The sequence below is a fragment of the Amycolatopsis alkalitolerans genome, from assembly GCF_006152065.1.
Taxonomy (GTDB): domain Bacteria; phylum Actinomycetota; class Actinomycetes; order Mycobacteriales; family Pseudonocardiaceae; genus Amycolatopsis_E; species Amycolatopsis_E alkalitolerans.
The window spans coordinates 1-19,951 of record NZ_VDFW01000012.1 but is presented as its reverse complement, the minus strand read 5'-3'; the positions used below and the strand labels follow the sequence as shown (position 1 = coordinate 19,951).

The following is a 19,951-nucleotide window of genomic DNA, read 5'->3' as shown; positions in this document are numbered from 1 at the left end:
GCCTCACACGCTCAGCCATGCGCCCTCGCTCTCGAGTTCGGTGCGCAGCCGTGGGACATCGACGTTCGCGACGACCGCATCGCCTTTGAGCGCCAGGTGCGCCGCGGTGCCGGCGGCCTGCCCCATCGCGAAGCAGGGGCCCGCGACGCGGGCCGCGGACTGACCGCCGTGCGTCATCGACGCGCACCGGCCGGCGACCAGCAGGTTCGATGGCCCGTCGGCGGGCACGAGCATCCGGTAGGGGAGCTGGTTGCAGCCGACCGGGTCGTCGCCGTAGGGCCAGCGGATGTCGAGGTCGCCGTCCACGTGCGCTTCGACGGGCCAGCCGTTGAGGCCGATCGAGTCGTCGAAGGTCGCGCACGAGCGGACGTCGTCCTCGGTCAGCACGTACTTCCCGAGCAGACGGCGGGTTTCGCGGATCCCGATCTCCGGTCCGATGTCGACGATGTAGGCGCGCTCGAACCCGGGCACGTTGCCGCGGATGAACTCGAACACCTCCTGCGCCTGCTCACGGCCCTGCACCTCGCCGCGGGTCAGCTGCCACACGTCGGTGCCGTCGATGGCGGTGCCGTCGGGATTGCGCAGCTGGGTGGCGTTGGCGCGCCATTCGAGGTCGTCGCGCTGCGGGCGGACGATCGCGCCACGGCGGGGGAATTTCGGGCGTCCGGCGGCGACGGCCTCGTCCATCATGCGAGGCAGGATCTTCCACGCCGGTCCGGCGCGTTCACCGTCGACGGCGTTGATGCGGAACATGGTGGACGGGAACAGCATCTCGCCGTGCGGGTCGGCCTTCTCGTGCGAGGTCTTAGTCCAGGCGAGCAGATCGCCGTCGCCGGAGCAGTCGATGACCACCTTCGCGCGCAGAATCCCACGCCCAGACTTGGATTCCACCACTATTCCGTCCACTGTGGACTCATCGCTGCTGGCGCCGACCGCGAACGCGTGGTACAGCAGTTGCGCGCCCGCGGCGAGCACGTGCTCGTCCGCGGCGCGGCGGTAGGCGGGGATGTCGTAGGCCTGCGCCTGGATGCGGTCGGCGAACGACCGGTGCGGTGCGCGCAGCCCGCCGAGCCGGTCGATGCGCTCCAGCAGCTCGGTCGCGTGCCCGCGTACGGTGAGCACGTGCTCGCCGTGGACGTTGGAGTACATGCCGCAGAACGTGGACAGCCCGCCGCCGGTGCCGGCGCCGCCGAGGTAGCCGTTCTTCTCGACCAGCAGCGTGCTGCGCCCGGCGCGGGCGGCGGCAGTCGCGGCGGCGAGCCCGGATGGGCCGCCGCCCAGGACGACTACCTCCCACTCGCCGAGGACCGGCGTCTCGTGGGCGGGCTCAGTGACGAAGGCGCTCATGATGTGACCCCCTGGTGGTTCCAGTGCCCGGTGAGCAGTTCGTGTAGCTCGTCGGGTCCTTCCTGCGTCAGCAGATGGCCGGCGCCGGGCAGGCGTACGCGGCGCGCGCCGGGCACGGTGGCGGCGATCAGTTCGGCGTGGTGCGCGGGCACGACGGCGTCGGCGAGCCCGTCGACGACGAGCACGGGACAGCGCACCTCGCCGATCCGGTCGCGCAGGTCGGTGCCCGCGATGGCTTCGCAGCAGCCCGCGTAGCCCTCGGGGTCGAGCCGGTCCACACCGGACACCGTGCTCGCGACGAGCATCGACGGCGTGGCGGCGGCGGCGGGGGAGTACCAGCGGCTGAGCAAACCGTTGCTGGCGACGGTCATCCCGTCCCGGCGGACCGCAATGGCGCGGCGTCGCCAGAACTCGGGTTCGTCCGCGAAGACCGGTGAGTTGATTGTCACCAGGCTTCGCACCCGGTCGGGGTGATCCGCCGCGAGTGCGAGCCCGACGGTGCCGCCGAGGCTGACCCCGACGACATCGACGGACTCGACGCTGAGGGAATCCAGCAGTGTCACCGTGTCTGTGACCAGGTCGGCTAGTGTGTACGGCCCTGCGGGACTCGGTGACTCGCCGTGGCCGCGGTGGTCGAAGCTGATCACCCGGCGCTCCTCGCGGATCCTGGACCGCTGGGGCTCCCACATAGCGCGCGTGGTGCCAAGCGACGCCGCGAGCAGCACCGCCGGGCCCGATCCCTCGTCGCTGTAGGCGAGTGCGGTCATGCGACCGCTCCGGTGGCGGGGCGGCCGGCCTTGGCGTCCTGGATTCCGCGGTGCACCCGTGCGCGCAGCTCGGCGAAATCGGGCGTCGCGCGTGTCGTCACCTGGTTCCGTTCGGTGGGCAGGTCGATCCGGACGTCGTCGAGCACGTGCGTGGGCGAGGCCGACAGCACGATCACGCGCTCGCCGAGGTACACGGACTCGTCGATGTCGTGCGTGACGAACAGCGTCGTGATGCCGAGGTCGCGCCACAGCGTGCGCACGAGGTCCTCCAGATCGGCGCGGGTCTGCGCGTCGACGGCGGCGAACGGCTCGTCCATCAGCAGTACGTGCGGTTCATACGCCACCGCTCGCGCGATCGCGACGCGCTGCTGCATCCCGCCCGACAGTTGCCACGGGTACGCGCGCCCGGCGTCGCCGAGGTCCACCGCCGTGAGCGCCTCCGACACCAGCCGGTCCCGCTTTTCGCGCGGCAAGCCCTTCTGCCGCAAGGGAAGGTCGATGTTCTGGCGCACGGTCTTCCAGGGGAACAGGCTGCGCCCGTACTCCTGAAACACCACGGCCATTCCGAGCGGGGGCCCGGTCACCGGGGAGCCTTCCAGCACCACCTCGCCTGCGGTCGGCTTCAGCAGCCCCGCAAGGCACTTGAGCAGGGTCGTCTTGCCGGCGCCGGACGGGCCGACGATGCAGGCGAACTCGCCGCGGGCAACGGTGAACGTGATATCGCGGATCGCCTCGATGCGCCTGCCCTGGGACTCGTAGACCTTCTTGAGGTTTCGCACCTCGACCATATCGGTCATCAGCGGTTCCTCTTCTGCGCTTCGCGCAGGCCCAGGTACCAGCCCAGGGCCCGCTTCTCGATCAGGGTAAACAGCGCCGAGAGCACGAACCCGATGAGGCCGAGCAGGATGATGCCGCTCCACATCTGGGGGATCGCGAACGTGCGCTGGAACTGCACGATGGAAAAGCCGAGTCCGTTGGTGGCAGCGAACATCTCGCCGATCACCATCAGGATCAGGCCGATGGACAGCCCCTGGCGCAGCCCGGCGGCGATCTGCGGGCTCGCGGCGGGCAGCACGAGGTGCCGCAGCCGCGCCGCTCGCGTGAGGCCGAAGCTGCGCGCGGTGTCGACCATGACCTCGTCCGCGGCCCGGACGCCCTCGACCGTGTTGAGCAGCACCGGCCACACGCAGCCGGAGACGATGACGAGGATCTTCGACCCGTCGCCGATCCCCGCCACGAGCGCGATGACCGGTACCAGCACTGTCGGCGGGATGGCGCGCAGGAACTCCAGCACGGGTTCCGCGCCGCGGCGCAGCGCGTCGGTGAGGCCAAGCGCGACGCCCAGCGCCACTCCGATCACCGCCGACAGCGCGAAGCCGACGAGCAGCCGCACCAGGCTCGGCACGACATCGTCGCCGAATCGCGCCGAGAGCCACAGTTTCCCAAACCAGTCGAGGATCTTCGACAGCGGCGGGAAGTAGTAGTTGGTGCTGTTCGCGCTGGTGACCCACCACAGGGCCACGAGCAGGACCGGCAGTCCGAGCGCGAGCAGCACGCGGTTGACGATCTTCATCGGGCACCTCCCGCGCGCCGGATCGACGGGTGCCAGCGCAGCGTGAGCCGCTCGCCGAGCCGGAACAGCACGTTGACCAGCACTCCGAGCACGCCGGCCACCAGCACGAGCGCGAACATCTCGGTCGTCGCGCCGCTGCTCTGCGCCACCGAGATCAGCTGCCCCAGGCCCGGGGTGCCGATCACCAGCTCCGCGGTGATCGCCAGTACAAGGGCGACCGACGCCGCGAGCCGGATGCCGGTGAACACGAACGGCAGGGCCGTCGGCCACACGACGTGCCGCAGCACCGCCCACGCCGAGAAACGGTAGGAGCGGGCGGTCTCCCGTGCGACCGGGTCGATGTCCTGCACGCCGTAGAGCACTTGCACGAGCACCTGCCAGAACCCGGCGTAGACGATGAGCGTCACCCCGGACTGGAAACCGGTGCCGAAGATCAGGATGACCGCCGGGATCAGCGCGACCGAAGGGATCGGCCGCAGGAACTCCACAGTGGACGCTGTCGCGGCGCGCAGCCACGGCACCAGGCCGATGACGAAGCCGACGACGACGCCGGCGGCGACCGCGAGCACCAAGCCGATCAGCCAGGTGCGCACGGTCCGGCCGATTGCCTCCCACAGTTCCGCATGCCCGGCGTCGCGTGCGAGTTCGGCGAGCACGGACGACAGCGGCGGCAACGCGTCCCCAGCGATCAGCCCGCTTCGCGGGATCAGCTCGGCCAGCACGGCGGCGATCAGGATGCCCACGACAGGCGCGACCGGGCGCCGTTTCCGGCGGGCCGGCGCTGGCGCCGCGGCCCCGGCGCGCCGCGACGGCGGGGCTTCGAGGACCTCCATCAAGCACCTCCTTTCCCCGACCGGCACCGCGCCCCGCTCGCCCGCCCGCCCAGCACCGCGCCGCACGCAAGCGGGGTGACGGTGCGGTCGTAGGTGGCGAGCCAGCCAGGGGAGCGGTCGGTCTCGGCGGGCGCGATCTCGCGCGCTGCCAGCACTTCGGGGTCGACCTCGAGATCGACCGTGCGCGTGGTCAGGTCGATGGAGATCATGTCGCCATCGACCACCCGGCCGAGCGGACCGCCGATCGCGGCCTCGGGGCTGACCTCACCGACCACGATGCCCTTGTTGACCAGACCAGACAGCTGCCCGTCGGTGACGACCGCGACCTTCTCGCCGAGGCCGGCGCCGTCGAGCGCGAACACGAATGCCGACACCATCGCCATCCCGGGCCCGCCGTGCAGGCCCATGCCGCGCAGCACGACGACCTCGCCGGCCTGCACCTTGCCCGCCGCGAGCCCCGCGATCGCGGTCTCGCGTGAGGAGTAGCAGCGCGCCGGGCCGCGGAAGGTCGCCGGGCGCTCCTCGTCGACGGGCAGCTTGACGATCGCGCCGTCTGCGGCAAGCGAGCCCCGCACGATCACGATCGACGGCCGCCTTGTGAACGGGTCCGCGAGTGGGCGGACGATCTCGCGATCGGGTTCGGGCGTCCCGGCGAGGACCTCGCCCAGCGGACGCCCCGAGACGCCGACCGTGCCGAGGTCCAGTAGGGGAGCCAGCGTGGACAGAACCGCGTGCGCGCCGCCGATGTCATCGAGCTGCTCGATGAGGTGTGGGCCGTTGGGCCGCACCGCTGTGAGCACTGGGACGCGGTCGGCGAGCTCCTCGTACAGGCGCCACACGTCGGTGTCCAGCCCAGCCTCCACCGCGATCGCCTGCAGGTGCTTGACCGAGTTGATCGAGCCGCCGACGGCGAGCATGAGCGTCACCGCGTTGCGGATCGCCCCCGGGGTCAGGATCGTGCGCGCCGACTGTCCGGTGTGGACCATCTCGACGATGCGCTTCCCGGCGTCCCGCACGGCTTTCCACATCGTGTCGCCGTTGGCGCGGGTCGGGGTGGTGCCCGGCAGCGCCATCCCCAGTGCTTCCGCGGCCATGTGCATGGTGTTCGCGGTGCCCATCCCGGCGCACACCCCAGGGCCGCGGATCGCGCCCTCGGACATCTCACGCAGATCCTCAGCGGAGCCCCGGCCGAGCGCGGTGCGCCCGGCGCGGAGGAACACCTCCTCGATGTCCGGTCCGCCGTCGGCGGCAAGCGCGCTGTGCTGATAGCCGCAGGCGACTAGCACAGCGGGCACGTTCATCCGGCCCGCCGCCATCATGTGCGCGGGCGCGGTCTTGTCGCACGAGCTCAGACACACCATGCCGTCGAGCAGTGCGCCTTCCACGACGACCTCGATGTCGTTGACGATCAGGTCGCGGCTGGGCAGTACGTACCGGCCGCCGGAGCCGGCGCTGGTCACGAAGTCCGCGGGCGCGGCGGTGCGGATCTCGAAGGGGAGTCCGCCCGCTGCCCGGATCGCGTCCTTGAGGACCGGGACGATGCCGTCCAGGTGCGCGAAGCAGGCCGCGAGGTCCGACGAGGAGTTGACGATGGCGATCTTGGGCCGCGCCATCTCCTCGTCGGTGATGCCCAGCGAGCGCCATTCCGCTCGCCGCACGGCCCAGCGGGAGGTGCCGGCGGCCAGGTCGCTGCGTAGCTGGTCGGTCATGTCAGCTGGCCGCGCCCGACCACACGAGGTCGTCGTAGGAGACGTCGGCGGTGACCATGTTGTACCGCTTGGCCGCCTTGACGAACGCGTCCACGGAGTCCTTCGAGATACCGGGGGCGTACGTCGGCAGCGTGACCTGGCCGACGACGGCCGGGTCGATCTTCATGAACGACGGCAGCTGCGCCCGGACCTGGTCCGGGTGCGCATTGGCGTAGGTCAGCGACTCGTCGATCGCGGCCTTCAGAGCGGTGAACAACTTCGGGTTCTGCTGCAGCTGTTGCTCGGAGGTGAAGTACACCGAGGTGGTCAGGCTGGTCTTGGCCATGTCCAGGTACGGAGACGCGATCACCCGCGTGCCCTTGCTAGCGATGGTGTCGAACGGCTCGGCCGTGACCATCGCGTCGACGTTGCCGTTGCCCAGCGCGGTGACCGCGTCCGGGAAAGGCAGCTCCACGAACTTCACCGAGGCCGGGTCGCCACCGGCCGCCGACACCGCGACGTCGCCGAGCATCTGCAGCAGGTTGTTGAGGGTGTTGACACTGACCTTCTTGCCCGCGAGATCTGCCGGCGACTTGATCGTGCTGTTCTCGGGAACGCGGATCATTGACACGTCCTTGCCGGCGACGGCCGTCGAGTTCGAGCCCGAGGCGATCACCTTCAGCGGCAGGCCCTGCGCCCGGGCCGACAGCACCGAGACAATGTTGCTGAACGCGAACTGGTACTGGCCGCTGACCACCGGCGGCACCAGCGCGGCGCCGCCCTGGGCGGTGTTGACGTTGAGTTTGATGCCTCGGCTGGTGAAGAAGCCCTGCTTGTCGCCGAGGTAGAGGGCCGCCACGTCGATGACGGGGATGAACCCCGCTTGGACGGTCACCGGCGTCTGCGGCGTCGGGTCCAGGCCCGCAGCGCTGCTGCCGCCGCCTCCGCAGGCGGTGACGCTGAGGGCGAGCGCGGCCGCCGCGGCCAGTGCCGTTCGCCGGCGCATCGTGCGGAACTTCATCGTTCCTCCTGGTTATCGGCCCGTCGTCGGGGTCGGAACTGTTGGCTGGGCGGTACGATACCTTTTTGAACGCATGTGCGCTAGACGCACGCACACGCGTTCGCTATGCGGACATCGTTGGCGCGGCGCGTGGCGCAGGTATCCGGATGGGTGTGCGAGAGTGAGCGCTACTAGAGGGCATAGGACAGGAGACGCAGGCATGGACCTTGGCGACGAGGGATCGGGCGAGGCCGACTTCGTCCAGGCGCTGGCGCGCGGGCTCGAGGTCATCAGGGCCTTCGACGCCGAGCGGCCGGCGCAGTCGCTCTCCGACGTCGCGCGGGTGACGGGACTGTCCCGCGCCGCCGTCCGGCGGTCGCTGCTGACCTTCCAGAAGCTCGGCTACGTACGCAGCGAGGGCACCCTGTTCCAGTTGACTCCCAAGGTACTCGAACTCGGCCACGCGTACCTGCGCGGGCTGACCACGCCGCAGATCGCGCAACCCCACCTGAAGGACCTCATGTGCGAGGTGCAGGAGACGACCGCGCTGTCGGTGCTCGACGGTGACGACGTCGTGCACATCGCCCGGATCCCCACAACCGGCGTCATCACGGTGTCGATCAACGTCGGCTCACGCTTCCCGGCCTATGCCACGGCGATGGGCCGCGTCCTGCTGGCGGGACTGGACGCGGACGCGTTCACCGAGTACCTCGGCCGCGTCTCGCTGGAGGCCTTGACCAACCGCACGGTGCGTGACGCCGAGCAGCTGCGGCAGATCGTCGAAGCTGTGGCGGAGAACGGGTTCTGCCTCGCCGACCAGGAGCTCAACCGTGGGCTGCGCGCGGTCGCCGTCCCGGTCCGCGACCGCGCGGGCAAGGTCATCGCCGCGGCCAACATCGCAGTCAGCGCCGGCATGCGCAGCCTGGAAGAGATCCGCGCGATGGTGCCGCGCCTGAAGCACTGCGCGGCCGCCATTGAGCGGGACCTGCACCTGGTCGAGGGCCCATGAGGCCCCAGCCGAACGGGGTGCGCCCAGCTCAACCTGCTGACCGACGATCGGGTTCGTGATGCCGGCCGTTGCATCCGCTCGGGCCGCCGCTTCTCCCTCGCCCTTCCGTTCGACGAGCACGGGCCGCAGTCGGGGCTGGGCGGGCGGTTCAACCCGATCCACCTGATGATCCGCGACGGTGGAGACGTCAGCACGAACAGCATGGTGCGGGACTTCTCCGGAGGCGTGGACCGGCATATCCGGTCAACCGATGACCTGGTGATCATGCCGTTGCAGTCCGGCACCCAGTGGGACGCGCTGGCCCATGTCTTCCTCGACGGCGCGATGTATAACGGACATCCGCCGGCGGCGGTGAGTAGCCGCGGCGCGCAACGACATCACCCACGGCAGTGACCGGCTCGCTGGCCGCGGAGTCCTGCTCGACCTGGCCCGTCATCTGGGATTGCCGCAGCTGCCGGGCGGTCATGCCATCGACGCGGCCGAACTCGCCGAGTGCGCCGCCGCTCAACATCAACGGTCAGCTGCAGACGAACCCCTTCAAGTAGTGACGGAAGAGAGAGATGCCCAAGATCGCGTTTCCGCTCGGGTTCGGCGACCGGAGGTTCCAGCTCTGGCGTTTCGGGGTGAGTCACGGCGTGCTGCTGCTGCGCAGTGCGCACACGAAGGAGTACCCGACTAGGATCGACATCATGTTCCGGGCGGTCTCGGAGATGAGGCTGCGCAGGGGGCTTGATGACCTGTCGATCGACCTGCTCGCCGAGCACGATCCACGGCTGGCCGAGCTGGCGGTCTCCGTTCCACCGAACAGGCACGTGTTCGCCTTGTCGGCCCGCGGTTTCCCGCACGGTTATGTCGCCGCCGCCAGCATGTCCACCGCCGAGGGCGATCTGTCCTTGGCCGGCGACATAACCGGGACGAAAGCGAGGCGGAAAAGTACCTGCTGCGAAAGACCTACCCGTAGCCCTGAACAATCGGTTGCCTGGCGTAGGCGTGGGAAACCTTCGCCAGCCAGGCAATCTCCGTCGGCAGGTCGTGGCCGCCGCGGCCGGCGTCGTCCAGTTTGGGGGCTCGGTTTCGAGGGCAGGCCGGCGTTCTTGGCGGCTCCGGGCACTTCCTGCTCGGCATCTTCCATCGGCTGATCGCGAAGTGGCGCGAATCAGGGCCCGGCACCGACGACTGGGAGTTGATCCGGCGCTCGCTGGACTCGGTGCACGGCTGCACAAGAACCCGTACGCGGTGTCCATCGCCCGGTTCCGGCTGCTGGTAGCGGCGCTGCGCGCCGCCGGTGAGAAGCGCCTCGCGTCTGCTCCCACGTTCCCGATCAACGTCGCGGTCGGTGCCTCCCTGATGCCGTCCACGAGCACGATCTCGTACAGGTCGCGCCGCCGGCAGGGATCGGCGAGATCCCACCGGACGGTCCGCGGATTGGGGTCCTGACCAGAACAAGCGCGCCGGGAATACCACTATGCCGTGTACCGGTCCGTAGAGCTCGTGGAGAGCGCGTGGCACCGACGCGTTCCGGCGCCAGCCAGGACGCACAGCGACCCCACGCGCTCGCACAATCTGCCGGGGTGGCCGGTGGTCGTCTGCGGGTGGTCAGGTCTGCCAGGGGTTGAGGATGTCGATACCGGCGGGTTGGAAGTGGGTGACGTTGCGGGTGACGACCTGGAGGTGGTGGGTTGAGGCGGTGGCGGCGATGAGGGCGTCGGTGCCGTGGATCGGTGTCCCGGCGGTTTCGGTGCGTGCGAGCAGTTGCCCCCATGCGTCGGCGACGGCGGTGTCGACGGGGAGGATGCGGTTGCCGAAGCGGTCGGGGAGTTCGGTGGTGAGCCAGTGGTCGAGGCGGTCGCGGCGCCGGCTGACAGCGAGGCGGTTGACGCCTTTGCGGAGTTCGCCGAGGGTGATGACGCTGAGGTAGGTGCGGTCTTCGTCGACCTGGTCGAACCAGCGGACGACACCGGGGTCGGGGCGGGGTTTGACCCATTCGGAGATGGCGTTGGTGTCGAGCAGAAAGCTCATAGCGCGATATCGCGGGCGGGGATCTCGACGCGGTCGATCTCCAGGTCGGAGTCGCGCAGGGGCGAGCCAGCGAGGAACTCGGCGAGGCTGCCGGAGCGGTTGGTCTTGCGGTGCCACTCCTCGATGGACACCACGACGGCAACCTCCTCGCCGCGGCGCGTGATGGCCCGGGGTCCGTCGTGGATCACCTGGTCGATCAGCTCGCTGAGCCGGGCTTTGGCGTCGGCGACACTCCAGGCGTGATCAGGGGTTGCATCGGTCATTCCCACCACCTCCGATGACCACTATAGTCATTATGACCATCTCGGTCCAGGTTGGCGGCTGCTCGTCTTGTTGGTGTTCCGGTCGCGCTCCGTCCAATGCGGGCGCGACATCGGTCTGCGGATGGCGTCAGGCACGTCGCATGGTGCCGAACAGCGGGTGGCGGCCCTGGCCGCTTGCGCTGGCGCGGATCTGTCGGTGTCGGTCGGTACCCTGCCGGTCATGGTGTTGGAGGCTGCGCGACCAGATGGCGATGCCGTGTCGCGCGCAGAGGAGACCGCGCGGGCGGAGACCGCCGGGCGGGTGTTGAGCCATGCCGACAAGCTGCGTCTGGAGTCGCTGAAATACGCGACGCGCCCCGAGGCCGAGACGTACGTGGCGATCATGCGCACGTTCACCGGCGGGATCAGTGGTCTGCTGTCCGATCAGTCCGCGGCGGAAGTGCGTCAGCGACTCATCGCGGAGCACGGTATCGAACTGGATCTGGACACGGTCGACATCCGCCTTTCCACCCTGGTTGAGTTGGGCAATCTGGCGCGCAGCCCGCGTGAGTCCGAGGCCCGGTCGATCAAGGAGTACCTGCAGCACCGGGCCCGCTATCAACTTACGCAGCGCGGCGAGGCCGTGCATCGCATGGTCGAGGACCTGCTCCAGCGCACCGAGGCGGCGCAGGAGGTGTCCAGCGAGATGCTGGGCGGAATTCTGGCGGGTCTGCGTGAACTGGGCCGGATCGACCCGGCCACGTTGGTGGACGTGGCGCCGGACGACTTGGCGCGCCGGATCGCGACGATGTTCGCCCAGTTCGAGCGGCTGGTGGACTCGACGCGCGACTTCTACACCTACCTGTCGGAGGTGTTGCGGCGGTTCGACCTCAACCCGGACGAGTTCAAGGCCTACAAGAACCTCCTGATCGACTACCTGCATCGTTTCGTCGAAGAGGTCGGGTTGCACATGCCCCAGATCGGCGACGAGATCCGTTCCCTGCAGCCGAAGGTGGCCGCTATGGTCGACCGGGCCAATGCCGGGCAGCGGCTGGTTGGCCTCGACGGGACGCGTGCCCGGCGCGATCGCGGCCTCGACGTCGCCGACTGGCCGAGCCTGGCGGCATGGTTCCTCGGTGAGCCGGGCCGGGAGGCCGACGCCGTTCAGGTGCGCGGGCTGGCCACCCAGGCGATGAATGCGCTGCTGTCGAATCTGCGGCGCATCGTGGCCGACGGTGCCGGCGAACGCAGCCGTCACCGGGAACTGATCACCCTGGCACGTTGGTTTGCCGAGGCCGATGACGCCACGGCGCACGCGTTGTGGGCGGCCGCGTTCGGCCTCTACCCGGCCCGGCATCTGAGCTTCCGCGCGGACCGCGAGGGCGTGCCGGTTCCGCCCACCACCTCGTGGTGGCGCGGCCCCGCCGCCGACGTTCCGGTGACCTTGCGTAACCATGGGGACCGTGCCGTTCGCGGTCGGGTTGCTAAGCCGCCCGACTACTCGGTCGCCAAGAGGCGCAGGCTGGAGGAACGGGCCGCGTCCGAGCGCCGTCGACTGGCGGCCTTGGCGGAGTTGGCGCGATGGGATGGCGGGAGGCTGTCCGACGACGCCCGTGGCGCGCTGCTCGGGCTGTACGGCAATGCCCTGCTGGCTGCGGGTGGCCCACTCGCGGACGGCGGGGAGACCTCGGCGAGGGCCGAGAACGGTCTTCGTGTCGTGGTCCGTCGCGCACCGGGGCGACACACGGTGATCAGCAGCCCGCAGGGCACACTCGAACTCGTCGACCTCGATCTCTGGGTTGAGGCGGCGGACGCCGACGTCGGCGAGGACACATCGGGGGAGATCCGGGCGGAGGGCGACCGGTGAGCGACGCGTACGACCACGACGAGGGACGGCGCGCCGCGCGCTTGCTGCTGCGCAGGCCGATGCTCACCGCGGAACGAGATGGCGAAGACTTCCGGCTGGTCCGCAAACATGCGCGTGAGCTGACTCGACGGTTTGCCGAAAACCTCGGCTACCGCCTGGTGGTGCAACCGAGAGTGGCGCGGCTGTACAAGGCGGGGCTGGGGCGGGACGCGACTCGTCCGCTGCTGCGGCGTGGCGGTGATCGGCCGTTCGAGCCGCGCGCGTATGCGTTGTTGTGCCTCACGATGGCGGCACTCGCCCGGTGTCGGGACCAGTTGATGATGGACGAACTCGTTGGGGAGGTCCGGGCCGCGATCGCCGAGGCCGGGGTGGACGTCGACCTGGATTACCCGCCCGACCGCCGGGCGCTCTACGCCGCGTTGATCGCGCTGGTCGAGTATGGCGTGCTGCACGAGCGGGACCACGACGGCGGCGGGCTCGAGCGGTGGGTTTCGGACAGCCGCGCCCGGTCGTTGCTCGATGTGGACCGGGACCGGCTTCGGCTGATGCTCGCGACGGGCGTCGGCGATGCGGTGTCCCCGGCGGCACTATTGGATTCGGCCGCATTGCCGTCCGCGGCAGGCGGCGCGCGAGTCGCGGTCCGCCGCAGGCTGCTGGAGTCGCCGCTGCTGACGACGGCAGAGCTGACCGAGGAGCAGGCCGACTGGTGGCGGCGGGGTCGCAACAGGGAGCAGGAGCGGTTCGAGGAGTTGTTCGGGGTCGAACTGGAACTGCGGGCCGAGGGCGCGCTGGTGATCGACCCCGAGGACGAACTGTCCGATGTGGCCTTTCCCGGTCGGGGCACGGCCAAGCAGTTCGCGTTGCTGCTGCTCGAGAAGCTGGCGGATCGGCGCACTCGGCCGGTCGACGGCGCGTGGCGGCGGGTTCCCGTCGACGTGGTGACGGTGGAACTCGACACCCTGGCGCAGGAGTACGGCACATACCTGAACAAGGCGCACCGCGAGGATCGGAGTGCGTTGTTGTCGGAGGTGCGTGGCATGCTGACCGCGTTCGGCCTGGTGCGTCTCGAACAGTCCACAGGGGACGGTTCGAGTGGTGGCGAGGGAGCGTGGCTGGTCCACGCGGCAGCGTCCCGGTACCGGGTGGAGGTCACGACGGTCGCTTCGAAGAGCGCCCAGGTGTCGCTGTTCGATGACCCGGACGCCCCAGAGGACGGCGCACCACAAGACGCAGCCGAGGCAGACGAGGAGGAGGACTGATGGGCGACAATCGCGCAGCCGCGCATCAGATCCGACCGGGTGAGGGTGTCCCGCAGGCTACGGAGGGCTGAGGATGTCTCGGTTGATGGCAGTCGCGGACGAGGTCGCGGCCGACCCGCATCGGTTCCGCCTGTCGCGGGCGGGCGTGCTCAATGTGTGGCAGTACGACGAGCAGGTCTTCGAGTTGGCCGATGGGCGCATGCTGTTGCGCGGCGCGAACGGCACCGGGAAGTCGAAGACGCTGGAGATCCTGCTGCCGTTCGTGCTCGACGCGGACAAGCGCAGGCTGAGCGCCACGGGGTCGCAGCAGCACACCAGTCTGCTGTGGTTGATGCTGGAAAACGGATCGTTCGGATCCTCGATCCGGATCGGGTATGTGTGGGTCGAGTTCGCGCGCATCGACGAGGACGGGCGTCGGGAGGTGTTCACCTGCGGTGTCGGTATTCGAGCGTCGGATTCGGCGAAGACGGCCACGACCTGGTGCTTCACCTCGCCGCGGGCTGTGGGAGACGGGTTGGAACTCGTCGACGCCGCGGGCCCGCTGCCGCCCGAGCGGTGCCGAGATGCCGTGGAGCCCGACGGCCTGTTCTTCGATCAGCATTCCGTCCGCGCCTACCGGGAGCAGGTCGGTCACAGCCTGTTCGGGCTCGAACCGGAGCGGTACGACGAGCTGCTGCGGATGCTGTACTGGCTGCGGCGGCCACAGGTGGGTGAGGACATCGACCCGCGTTCGCTCGCCGAAACGTTGTCGATCGCGCTGCCCCAGCTGGATGCGAACCTGTTGCGGTCGACCGGTGAGAGCATGGACCAGCTCGCGGACTTCGGCGACCAGATCGACGGCCTGGCGCGCGCGACGAAGGCCGTGCAGTCGTTCGCCGAGACCTATCGCCGTTATGCCGCAACGGTTGTGGCCGAACGCGCGGCCGCCGCGCACTCGGTGATCGCGGAGCACCGAAAGCTGCAGCGCGCGGTGCAGGATCGCGAGAAGGAACTCGACGACGCGACGATCGAGTTGGGTGCGGCCGAGGACGGCCAGGAAGATGCGCGGCGGCGGCGGCGCGCGGCGGAGATCGACCGGAAGCAGTTGGAGGGCGGGCCGGAGGCGCGCAGCCGGCAGCGGCTGTCGGACGCTGAACGCCGTGCCCGGGAACTGAAGGGCGTGGCGGAGCGGGACGCGTCGAGGGCAGCCGAACTGGGTGTGGACGCGCGTCGAGCAGACGAGGACGTCGTCGCAGATGGGGTTGTCCTTGGCGGCGAACTGTCCGGAATCCACCGCAACGCAACGGAATTGACCGGTGGGCTCGTCGATTTGCGGGTCGGTGCGACACTCGTGATCCCGACACTCGGGGACCCGCCGGCCGCGCTGACCGACGCGGACCGCTTGCAGTCCACTGTGGAGCGTCACGCGACACAGGTCGGGGAGTGTCACCCGGCGATCGGCACGGCGCGCGCAGCGGTGCGGGCAGTGGGTGAGGCGTTGACCGCCGCCGAGCGGGCCGAGCGGAAGCGCGTGTTCGCCGAGGAACGCGCGGCCGATGCCGAACGGGCGGCCGAGGAGTCGGGCCAGCGGCTGGAAACCGCCGAGGAACGAGCCGACATCGCGGAGGCGGCCTTTACCGACGCCCTGCACGGGTGGCGGTCCGACCCACGCGCGGTCCCGGTCGAGCTGTCCGACGAGTTGGACGAGACGGTGCTGCATGAGTTGGGCGACCGGGCACGGGCGGCGGCCCGGCCGGCCCTCGATGCCCTGCGGGAGCGCCAGTCCGCGGCGAAGGTGGAACTCGGGGGCGCGCAACGTCTGCTGGCCGACCTTCGCGACCGGCGTGCGGCGATCGAGGCGGAGCGGGATCCGGCGCCCGCGCCGCCGCCGTTGCCGCGCACTCCACGCGATCCGGCGGAGGGTGACCCGTTGTGGCGGCTGGTCGACTTCGCCGACGGCGTGGACGGCGACGAGGCAGCCGGCTTGGAGGCCGCGCTGGAATCGGCCGGGCTGCTGGACGCATGGGTCCGGTCCGACGGTGCGGTCCTGGACACGGAGACGCACGACGTGGTGCTGGCGGTCGGGCCCGCGGCGCCTGGCACGACGTTGCTGGCCGCACTAGCGCCCGCGCCGATGCAGGACTCACCCGTCACGGCCGAAACCGTGCGTGCCGTGCTCGGGCGGGTCGGCCTGGGCGACAGTGGTGGTGGGTCGGGCGCCCTGACACGGGTGGGTTTCGACGGAAGCTGGCGGTCGGGCCCGGTTGACGGGCGCGCGAGCAAGCCGGCCGCGCAGTACATCGGGGCGCGGGCGCGTGTGGCCGAACGCGCGCGGCGCCTCGCCGCCGTCGACGACCAGATCGCCGAGGCGGATGCGAGACTCGCTGCGGCAGGCGCGGACCTTGCTGGGGCAGAGCAGCGGATCGCCCAGCTCGACGCCTGGTTGTCGGCGGCGCCGAAGACGGCGGACCTGCTCAACTCGTGGTCGCGGGTCGCGTCCGAACGCACGGTCCACGATCGTGACCTGGCGGAGCTGCGGCGCCGCGCCGAAGAGGCGGAGCGGTTGCGCCACGAAGCAGCGCAGGCGCGGCAGGTGTTGACCGACCTGGCGGACCGGCACGCGCTGCCCGCCGACCGGTCCGGATTGGACGTACGCGACAGTGCGCTCGCCGCGCTCGATCGGCAGCTGGCAGCCCAGGAAGAACGGTGCGGGCGTGCTCGAGGTTCGTTGGCGCGCTGGGCGCGAGACCGGGAACGGGCGGACGCCGCCCAGGCCAAGGCCCAGGCGGCGGGCGAGCAAGCCGCCGAGGCCGCCGAGCTCGCCGCGGAGGCGGCGATCGAGTACGAGTCCGTGCGCAGCTCGGTCGGTGCTGCCGTGCAGGAGTTGGAACGCAAGTTGAGTGCCGTTCGGGAGCGGGGAGAACAGGCCGAGCGCGACCTACGCGAGGCGGACGACGCGGTCAAACAGTGGACCGGTGAACGTGGCGCGTATCGCGAACAGGTGGCGAACGCGAAACGGGTACTGGCGGAGCACCAACCCGTCCACGCGGCGACGATCCGCGCGCTCGGCACGCTGCACGCGGTGGAGGGTCTGCTGGACGCGACGCTCGACCGAGCGAGCGGCTCGCCCCCACCCGCGAACGCCGAGGGACGCGCCGCGATCGCGCACGCCGCCGCCGTCGTCGAGAGCGCTGGCGAGGGCTGGGCCGGTCCCGCCGATTCGGAGCGGGACGGCACTGAAGCGGTCGCCGTCCTGGCCGCCGCGTCGGAGTATCGCGACGGCGATCCGGTGCCGACAGCGTGGCAGCGTCTCGCCAAGGAGTACGCGGACCTGCGCCCCGAGTCCCCGGTGAGTTCGACGACGGTGATGGGGCGGTGGACCGAGCTCTCGAGCGGGGACGCGGGCAGCGCGGACCCACGTTGGTTCGAGCAACACGATGTCGTGGTGGTGGTCGGGCGCGATCAGGCCGGGGAGCATCCGATCGGCGTGCTGGCCCGTCGGATGGCTGCGAAACTCGCCGCGGATCGGGAGTTGTTCACCGAACGGGAGGGGCGGATCTTCACGCAGCACCTGCTGGGCGATCTCGGCGATGCGTTGCGTGCGCGCAGGCGGGAGGCCGACGACCTGGTGGCCGCGATGAACCGGCTGCTCAGCAACGTCAGCACGTCGCAGGGCATCAAGGTGGGGCTGGACTGGCGCTTGAAGGACGACGCGGCGCGGGAGGTGAAGGAGGCCGCCGAGCTGCTGACGAAGCCGATGGGCGCGTTGCTGTCCGAGGAGCGGCAGCGGCTCAAGGACGCGCTGCACCGGCTGATCGAGACGTCTCGTGAGGACAATCCGGAGCTGGACTACACTGCGCACCTAAACGCGGCCCTGGACTACCGCACGTGGTCGGAGTTTCGGATCCGGATCAGTCGCCCGGACGCGCCGAACGACTGGAAGGCGTTGACGCGGCGGACCCCGCTGTCGCAGGGCGAGCAGAAGGTCGTGTGCTACCTGCCGTTGTTCGCGGCGGCGTCCGCGCACTTCACCAGCGTGGCGGGGGCGTCAGCGTCGGCGCCGCGGTTCATTCTCCTGGACGACGCCTTCCCGAAGATCGACATGAAGACACACCCGAAGTTGTTCGGCCTGCTGGTGGATTTCGATCTGGACTTCGTGGTGACCAGCGAGCGGCTGTGGGGCGACTATGAGACGGTGCCGAAGCTGGCGATATACGAGGCGCTGAGGTCGCCCACCGAGCGGGGGATCGCACAGTACAAGCACCTGTGGGACGGGCGGCGACTGCACGCGGTGGGACAGTCGTGAGCCCGGCCGTCCCCGCTTGGCTGGCCGACCCCGCGCTGGAGCCGGTGTGGCGTCGGCTGGCGGAAGCGCTGGAAAAACGGGGGCTGACGCCCACCGGGATAGTCGAGGTTACCGGTCTCGACCGGGCGGGGAGGCACGCCGTGTCCGGGCTCGTCGGGAAGCCCGTGCACAAGGACCGGGTCCGGATCGATCTGACCACAGTGGACATATTCCTGCGGGAGCGGTCGGGGATCGGCGGGCTCCGGAGCGTGGTGGAGGCGGTGCGGGGGGCGCCGCTGGTGGACCGGCCGGCGCTGCGGTCCGCCAGAAGCGCATCGCGGGAGGCGCCCTACGTCACCGCTCGGGCCTGGTTGGCTGCGCACCCCGACGCGAACCTGGCGTGGGCCGACGAATGGCTCGCCGGCCTGCGTCGCACCGGGTACCTGCGCAGGCGGCCGAATGCCGTCGCTCTCGTGGAACGGGCTCTGGAAGTCCTCGCCGACCGTTTCACCGCCGGCGGCACGGGAAACGCCGGTGTCGTGGGCGTTGACGCCGAACCCTCCCCGGTTGCCGATGGCCGGTCCGCCGACGTCGTGTCGCGGGTCGAACTCGCTGCGCGGGTCTGCGGTGACGCCCATGCCCTTGACGCCGACCGGCCGCTGGCGCACCTGGTCTTACGCGGGATCGCCGCGGCGCACGGCATCGACGTGTCGGCGTCGGCAGCCGGACGGCGGAACCTGTGGGAACGGGCGGGGGTGCGGTCGGATTCGGTGTCGTCCACGTGCCTGACGTTCGGGGTGCGCGACGGCGTCCGGCACCTCACCCCGTGGGACCTGGCCCGGACGCCGGTCCGGCCGGTGCCCGGCGCGGACGTGCTGGTGTGCGAGAACCCCCGCGTCCTGGAGGCTTTCGCGGAGCGGCGGCGCGAGGTGATCGTGGTGTGTACGGCGGGGGAACCGAACCTGGTCACTCTCGACGTCCTGCGGGCACTTCGTGGGACAGTGACGTTGCGCTACCACGGGGACTTCGACTGGCCGGGTATCGCGATCGCGAACCGACTGGTGCATACGCTCGACGTCCAGCCGTGGCTGATGACCGCCGCCGATTACCGCGATGCCGTGGATGCCCTGCGGGACCGCCTCGACCTCGGCGGCGCGCCGGTCATCCCGGCGTGGGATCCCGACCTCGGCGAGGCGATGACGTCGGCAGGCGTCGCCGTCCACGAAGAGTCCGTCCTCGACACGCTAGTCGCCACGTTTTGACCGACGCGCGCCCTGTCACGGGGGTGGACCCGAGCCACTGACCGGTGCGATGCTCACCGAACGCGAAGGTCAACGCTGGTAGCGGTGGCCTGTACTACCTGGACACCAGTGTGGCGTTCAAGCTCTTGGCGGCCGAGGAGCGTGCACATGGCCGTGGCATCGTGATTTGGCCCCGGTTCGGCACTGTTAGCAAGCCCCACCGATCGGGCGAATTCCTGCTCGTGGTGTGCGAGTCGGCGGGTCGAGTTGAGGGTTCTGGGTGGACAGTGCCGGTGAGGGGCCGTCCGCGTGGGAGCCGGAATGGTGTCCAGGGTGGAGTTGTTCGCGCTGATCCGGCGGGATGCCCGGGTAGAGGGGCTTTCGGTCCGGGCCCTGGCTGAGCGGCATGGGGTGCATCGCCGGACGGTGCGTCAGGCTCTCGGCTCGGCTGTGCCGCCGCCGCGGAAGACACCGGCCCGGTCCTCGCCAGTGACGGGGCCGCTGCGTGGGGCGATGGATGAGATGCTGCGGGCGGATCTGGATGCGCCGCGCAAGCAGCGGCATACCGCGCACCGGATCTGGGAGCGGCTGGTCGACGAGCACGACGCGACGATCGCCTACCGCACGGTGTCGAAATATGTGGCTCTCCTGTCGTACTCGTGGGTGGTTATCGGCCTGGGAGTGGGGGTCGGTGGCCGCCGAGGGCGAGCAGGGCTAGGGAGATGAGGGTGGCGGGGTCTTCGAATCCGAACGCGATTCTGGTGATGAACCGCCCCGGGTCTGATGGAGGCTCACTCGTTGAGTGAGGATGTGGATCATGGCTCGGAGGACGAAGTACTCGC

At 70.1% G+C, this 19,951-nt stretch carries 17 protein-coding genes and 1 pseudogene; 9 read left to right on the top strand and 9 right to left on the bottom strand.

From position 1 onward, the window contains the following. Positions 1-3: 3 nt before the first annotated feature. Genes FG385_RS15585 through FG385_RS15555 form a run of 7 tightly spaced genes read right to left on the bottom strand, consistent with a single transcriptional unit; the run spans position 4 to position 7,229 of the window. A complete protein-coding gene (locus tag FG385_RS15585; RefSeq protein WP_139097459.1) occupies positions 4-1,347 on the bottom strand; it encodes an FAD-dependent oxidoreductase in 1,344 nt (447 codons plus the stop codon). Beyond that, positions 1,344-2,114: an alpha/beta fold hydrolase gene (locus tag FG385_RS15580; RefSeq protein WP_139097458.1), complete on the bottom strand. Its 771-nt coding sequence runs from the start codon at positions 2,112-2,114 to the stop codon at positions 1,344-1,346. Before FG385_RS15580 ends, FG385_RS15585 begins: the two co-directional genes overlap by 4 nt. Beyond that, positions 2,111-2,902, bottom strand: coding sequence for an ABC transporter ATP-binding protein (locus tag FG385_RS15575; protein ID WP_407645499.1), 792 nt, complete (start codon positions 2,900-2,902; stop codon positions 2,111-2,113). The genes FG385_RS15580 and FG385_RS15575 overlap by 4 nt, the downstream gene beginning before the upstream one ends. Positions 2,903-2,910: 8 nt before the next feature. Further along, positions 2,911-3,687, bottom strand: a complete 777-nt coding sequence (locus FG385_RS15570) for an ABC transporter permease (RefSeq protein ID WP_139097456.1) — start codon at positions 3,685-3,687, stop codon at positions 2,911-2,913. After that, positions 3,684-4,520 carry an ABC transporter permease gene (locus FG385_RS15565; RefSeq protein WP_139097455.1) on the bottom strand — a complete coding sequence of 279 codons (837 nt, stop codon included), beginning with the start codon at positions 4,518-4,520 and terminating at the stop codon, positions 3,684-3,686. The genes FG385_RS15570 and FG385_RS15565 overlap by 4 nt, the downstream gene beginning before the upstream one ends. Continuing rightward, entirely contained in the window at positions 4,520-6,229 is a 1,710-nt protein-coding gene (locus tag FG385_RS15560) for a dihydroxy-acid dehydratase (protein WP_139097454.1), read from the bottom strand. The genes FG385_RS15565 and FG385_RS15560 overlap by 1 nt, the downstream gene beginning before the upstream one ends. A 1-nt stretch (position 6,230) precedes the next feature. After that, positions 6,231-7,229, bottom strand: coding sequence for an ABC transporter substrate-binding protein (locus FG385_RS15555; RefSeq protein ID WP_139097453.1), 999 nt, complete (start codon positions 7,227-7,229; stop codon positions 6,231-6,233). Between the two features lie 199 nt (positions 7,230-7,428). On the opposite strand from FG385_RS15555, the gene FG385_RS15550 reads away from it, so the two are divergent. From FG385_RS15550 to FG385_RS34860, 4 genes and pseudogenes are all read left to right on the top strand, one after another. After that, positions 7,429-8,217: an IclR family transcriptional regulator domain-containing protein gene (locus tag FG385_RS15550; protein ID WP_139097452.1), complete on the top strand. Its 789-nt coding sequence runs from the start codon at positions 7,429-7,431 to the stop codon at positions 8,215-8,217. A gap of 165 nt (positions 8,218-8,382) precedes the next feature. Continuing rightward, on the top strand, positions 8,383-8,610 hold the full coding sequence (locus FG385_RS15545; protein WP_139097451.1) for a hypothetical protein: 228 nt from the start codon (positions 8,383-8,385) through the stop codon (positions 8,608-8,610). A 167-nt stretch (positions 8,611-8,777) separates the two neighbouring features. Next, complete coding sequence (locus FG385_RS33935; RefSeq protein ID WP_160148812.1) at positions 8,778-9,356, top strand: hypothetical protein; 579 nt, start codon at positions 8,778-8,780, stop codon at positions 9,354-9,356. Beyond that, a pseudogene (locus FG385_RS34860) lies at positions 9,317-9,567 on the top strand (hypothetical protein); the annotation flags it as partial. The gene FG385_RS33935 and the pseudogene FG385_RS34860, both read left to right, overlap by 40 nt. A 246-nt stretch (positions 9,568-9,813) precedes the next feature. On the opposite strand, the gene FG385_RS15535 reads toward FG385_RS34860, so the two are convergent. Both FG385_RS15535 and FG385_RS15530 read right to left on the bottom strand, forming a co-directional pair. Further along, a complete protein-coding gene (locus FG385_RS15535) occupies positions 9,814-10,236 on the bottom strand; it encodes a type II toxin-antitoxin system VapC family toxin (RefSeq protein ID WP_139097450.1) in 423 nt (140 codons plus the stop codon). Beyond that, positions 10,233-10,499, bottom strand: coding sequence for a type II toxin-antitoxin system Phd/YefM family antitoxin (locus tag FG385_RS15530; protein ID WP_139097449.1), 267 nt, complete (start codon positions 10,497-10,499; stop codon positions 10,233-10,235). The genes FG385_RS15535 and FG385_RS15530 overlap by 4 nt, the downstream gene beginning before the upstream one ends. A gap of 157 nt (positions 10,500-10,656) precedes the next feature. On the opposite strand from FG385_RS15530, the gene FG385_RS15525 reads away from it, so the two are divergent. From FG385_RS15525 to FG385_RS15505, 5 genes are all read left to right on the top strand, one after another. Continuing rightward, positions 10,657-12,345, top strand: a complete 1,689-nt coding sequence (locus FG385_RS15525) for a TIGR02677 family protein (protein ID WP_160148811.1) — start codon at positions 10,657-10,659, stop codon at positions 12,343-12,345. After that, a complete protein-coding gene (locus FG385_RS15520) occupies positions 12,342-13,604 on the top strand; it encodes a TIGR02678 family protein (RefSeq protein ID WP_139097447.1) in 1,263 nt (420 codons plus the stop codon). The genes FG385_RS15525 and FG385_RS15520 overlap by 4 nt, the downstream gene beginning before the upstream one ends. A gap of 85 nt (positions 13,605-13,689) precedes the next feature. Further along, positions 13,690-17,889 (top strand): TIGR02680 family protein, encoded by a 4,200-nt coding sequence (locus tag FG385_RS15515; protein ID WP_160148810.1) that lies wholly within the window; start codon positions 13,690-13,692, stop codon positions 17,887-17,889. Further along, entirely contained in the window at positions 17,886-19,130 is a 1,245-nt protein-coding gene (locus FG385_RS15510; RefSeq protein WP_139097445.1) for a TIGR02679 domain-containing protein, read from the top strand. Before FG385_RS15515 ends, FG385_RS15510 begins: the two co-directional genes overlap by 4 nt. Positions 19,131-19,442: 312 nt before the next feature. After that, a complete protein-coding gene (locus tag FG385_RS15505; RefSeq protein ID WP_200834489.1) occupies positions 19,443-19,835 on the top strand; it encodes a hypothetical protein in 393 nt (130 codons plus the stop codon). Positions 19,836-19,951 lie beyond the last annotated feature (116 nt).

Excerpts from the sequence above, each read along its gene's own strand:
- FG385_RS15585 (WP_139097459.1), bottom strand. The coding sequence starts at position 1,347 with ATGAGCGCCTTCGTCACTGAGCCCGCCCACGAGACGCCGGTCCTCGGC.
- FG385_RS15580 (WP_139097458.1), bottom strand. The coding sequence starts at position 2,114 with ATGACCGCACTCGCCTACAGCGACGAGGGATCGGGCCCGGCGGTGCTG.
- FG385_RS15575 (WP_407645499.1), bottom strand. The coding sequence starts at position 2,902 with ATGGTCGAGGTGCGAAACCTCAAGAAGGTCTACGAGTCCCAGGGCAGG.
- FG385_RS15570 (WP_139097456.1), bottom strand. The coding sequence starts at position 3,687 with ATGAAGATCGTCAACCGCGTGCTGCTCGCGCTCGGACTGCCGGTCCTG.
- FG385_RS15565 (WP_139097455.1), bottom strand. The coding sequence starts at position 4,520 with ATGGAGGTCCTCGAAGCCCCGCCGTCGCGGCGCGCCGGGGCCGCGGCG.
- FG385_RS15560 (WP_139097454.1), bottom strand. The coding sequence starts at position 6,229 with ATGACCGACCAGCTACGCAGCGACCTGGCCGCCGGCACCTCCCGCTGG.
- FG385_RS15555 (WP_139097453.1), bottom strand. The coding sequence starts at position 7,229 with ATGAAGTTCCGCACGATGCGCCGGCGAACGGCACTGGCCGCGGCGGCC.
- FG385_RS15550 (WP_139097452.1), top strand. The coding sequence starts at position 7,429 with ATGGACCTTGGCGACGAGGGATCGGGCGAGGCCGACTTCGTCCAGGCG.
- FG385_RS15545 (WP_139097451.1), top strand. The coding sequence starts at position 8,383 with ATGATCCGCGACGGTGGAGACGTCAGCACGAACAGCATGGTGCGGGAC.
- FG385_RS33935 (WP_160148812.1), top strand. The coding sequence starts at position 8,778 with ATGCCCAAGATCGCGTTTCCGCTCGGGTTCGGCGACCGGAGGTTCCAG.
- FG385_RS15535 (WP_139097450.1), bottom strand. The coding sequence starts at position 10,236 with ATGAGCTTTCTGCTCGACACCAACGCCATCTCCGAATGGGTCAAACCC.
- FG385_RS15530 (WP_139097449.1), bottom strand. The coding sequence starts at position 10,499 with ATGACCGATGCAACCCCTGATCACGCCTGGAGTGTCGCCGACGCCAAA.
- FG385_RS15515 (WP_160148810.1), top strand. The coding sequence starts at position 13,690 with ATGGCAGTCGCGGACGAGGTCGCGGCCGACCCGCATCGGTTCCGCCTG.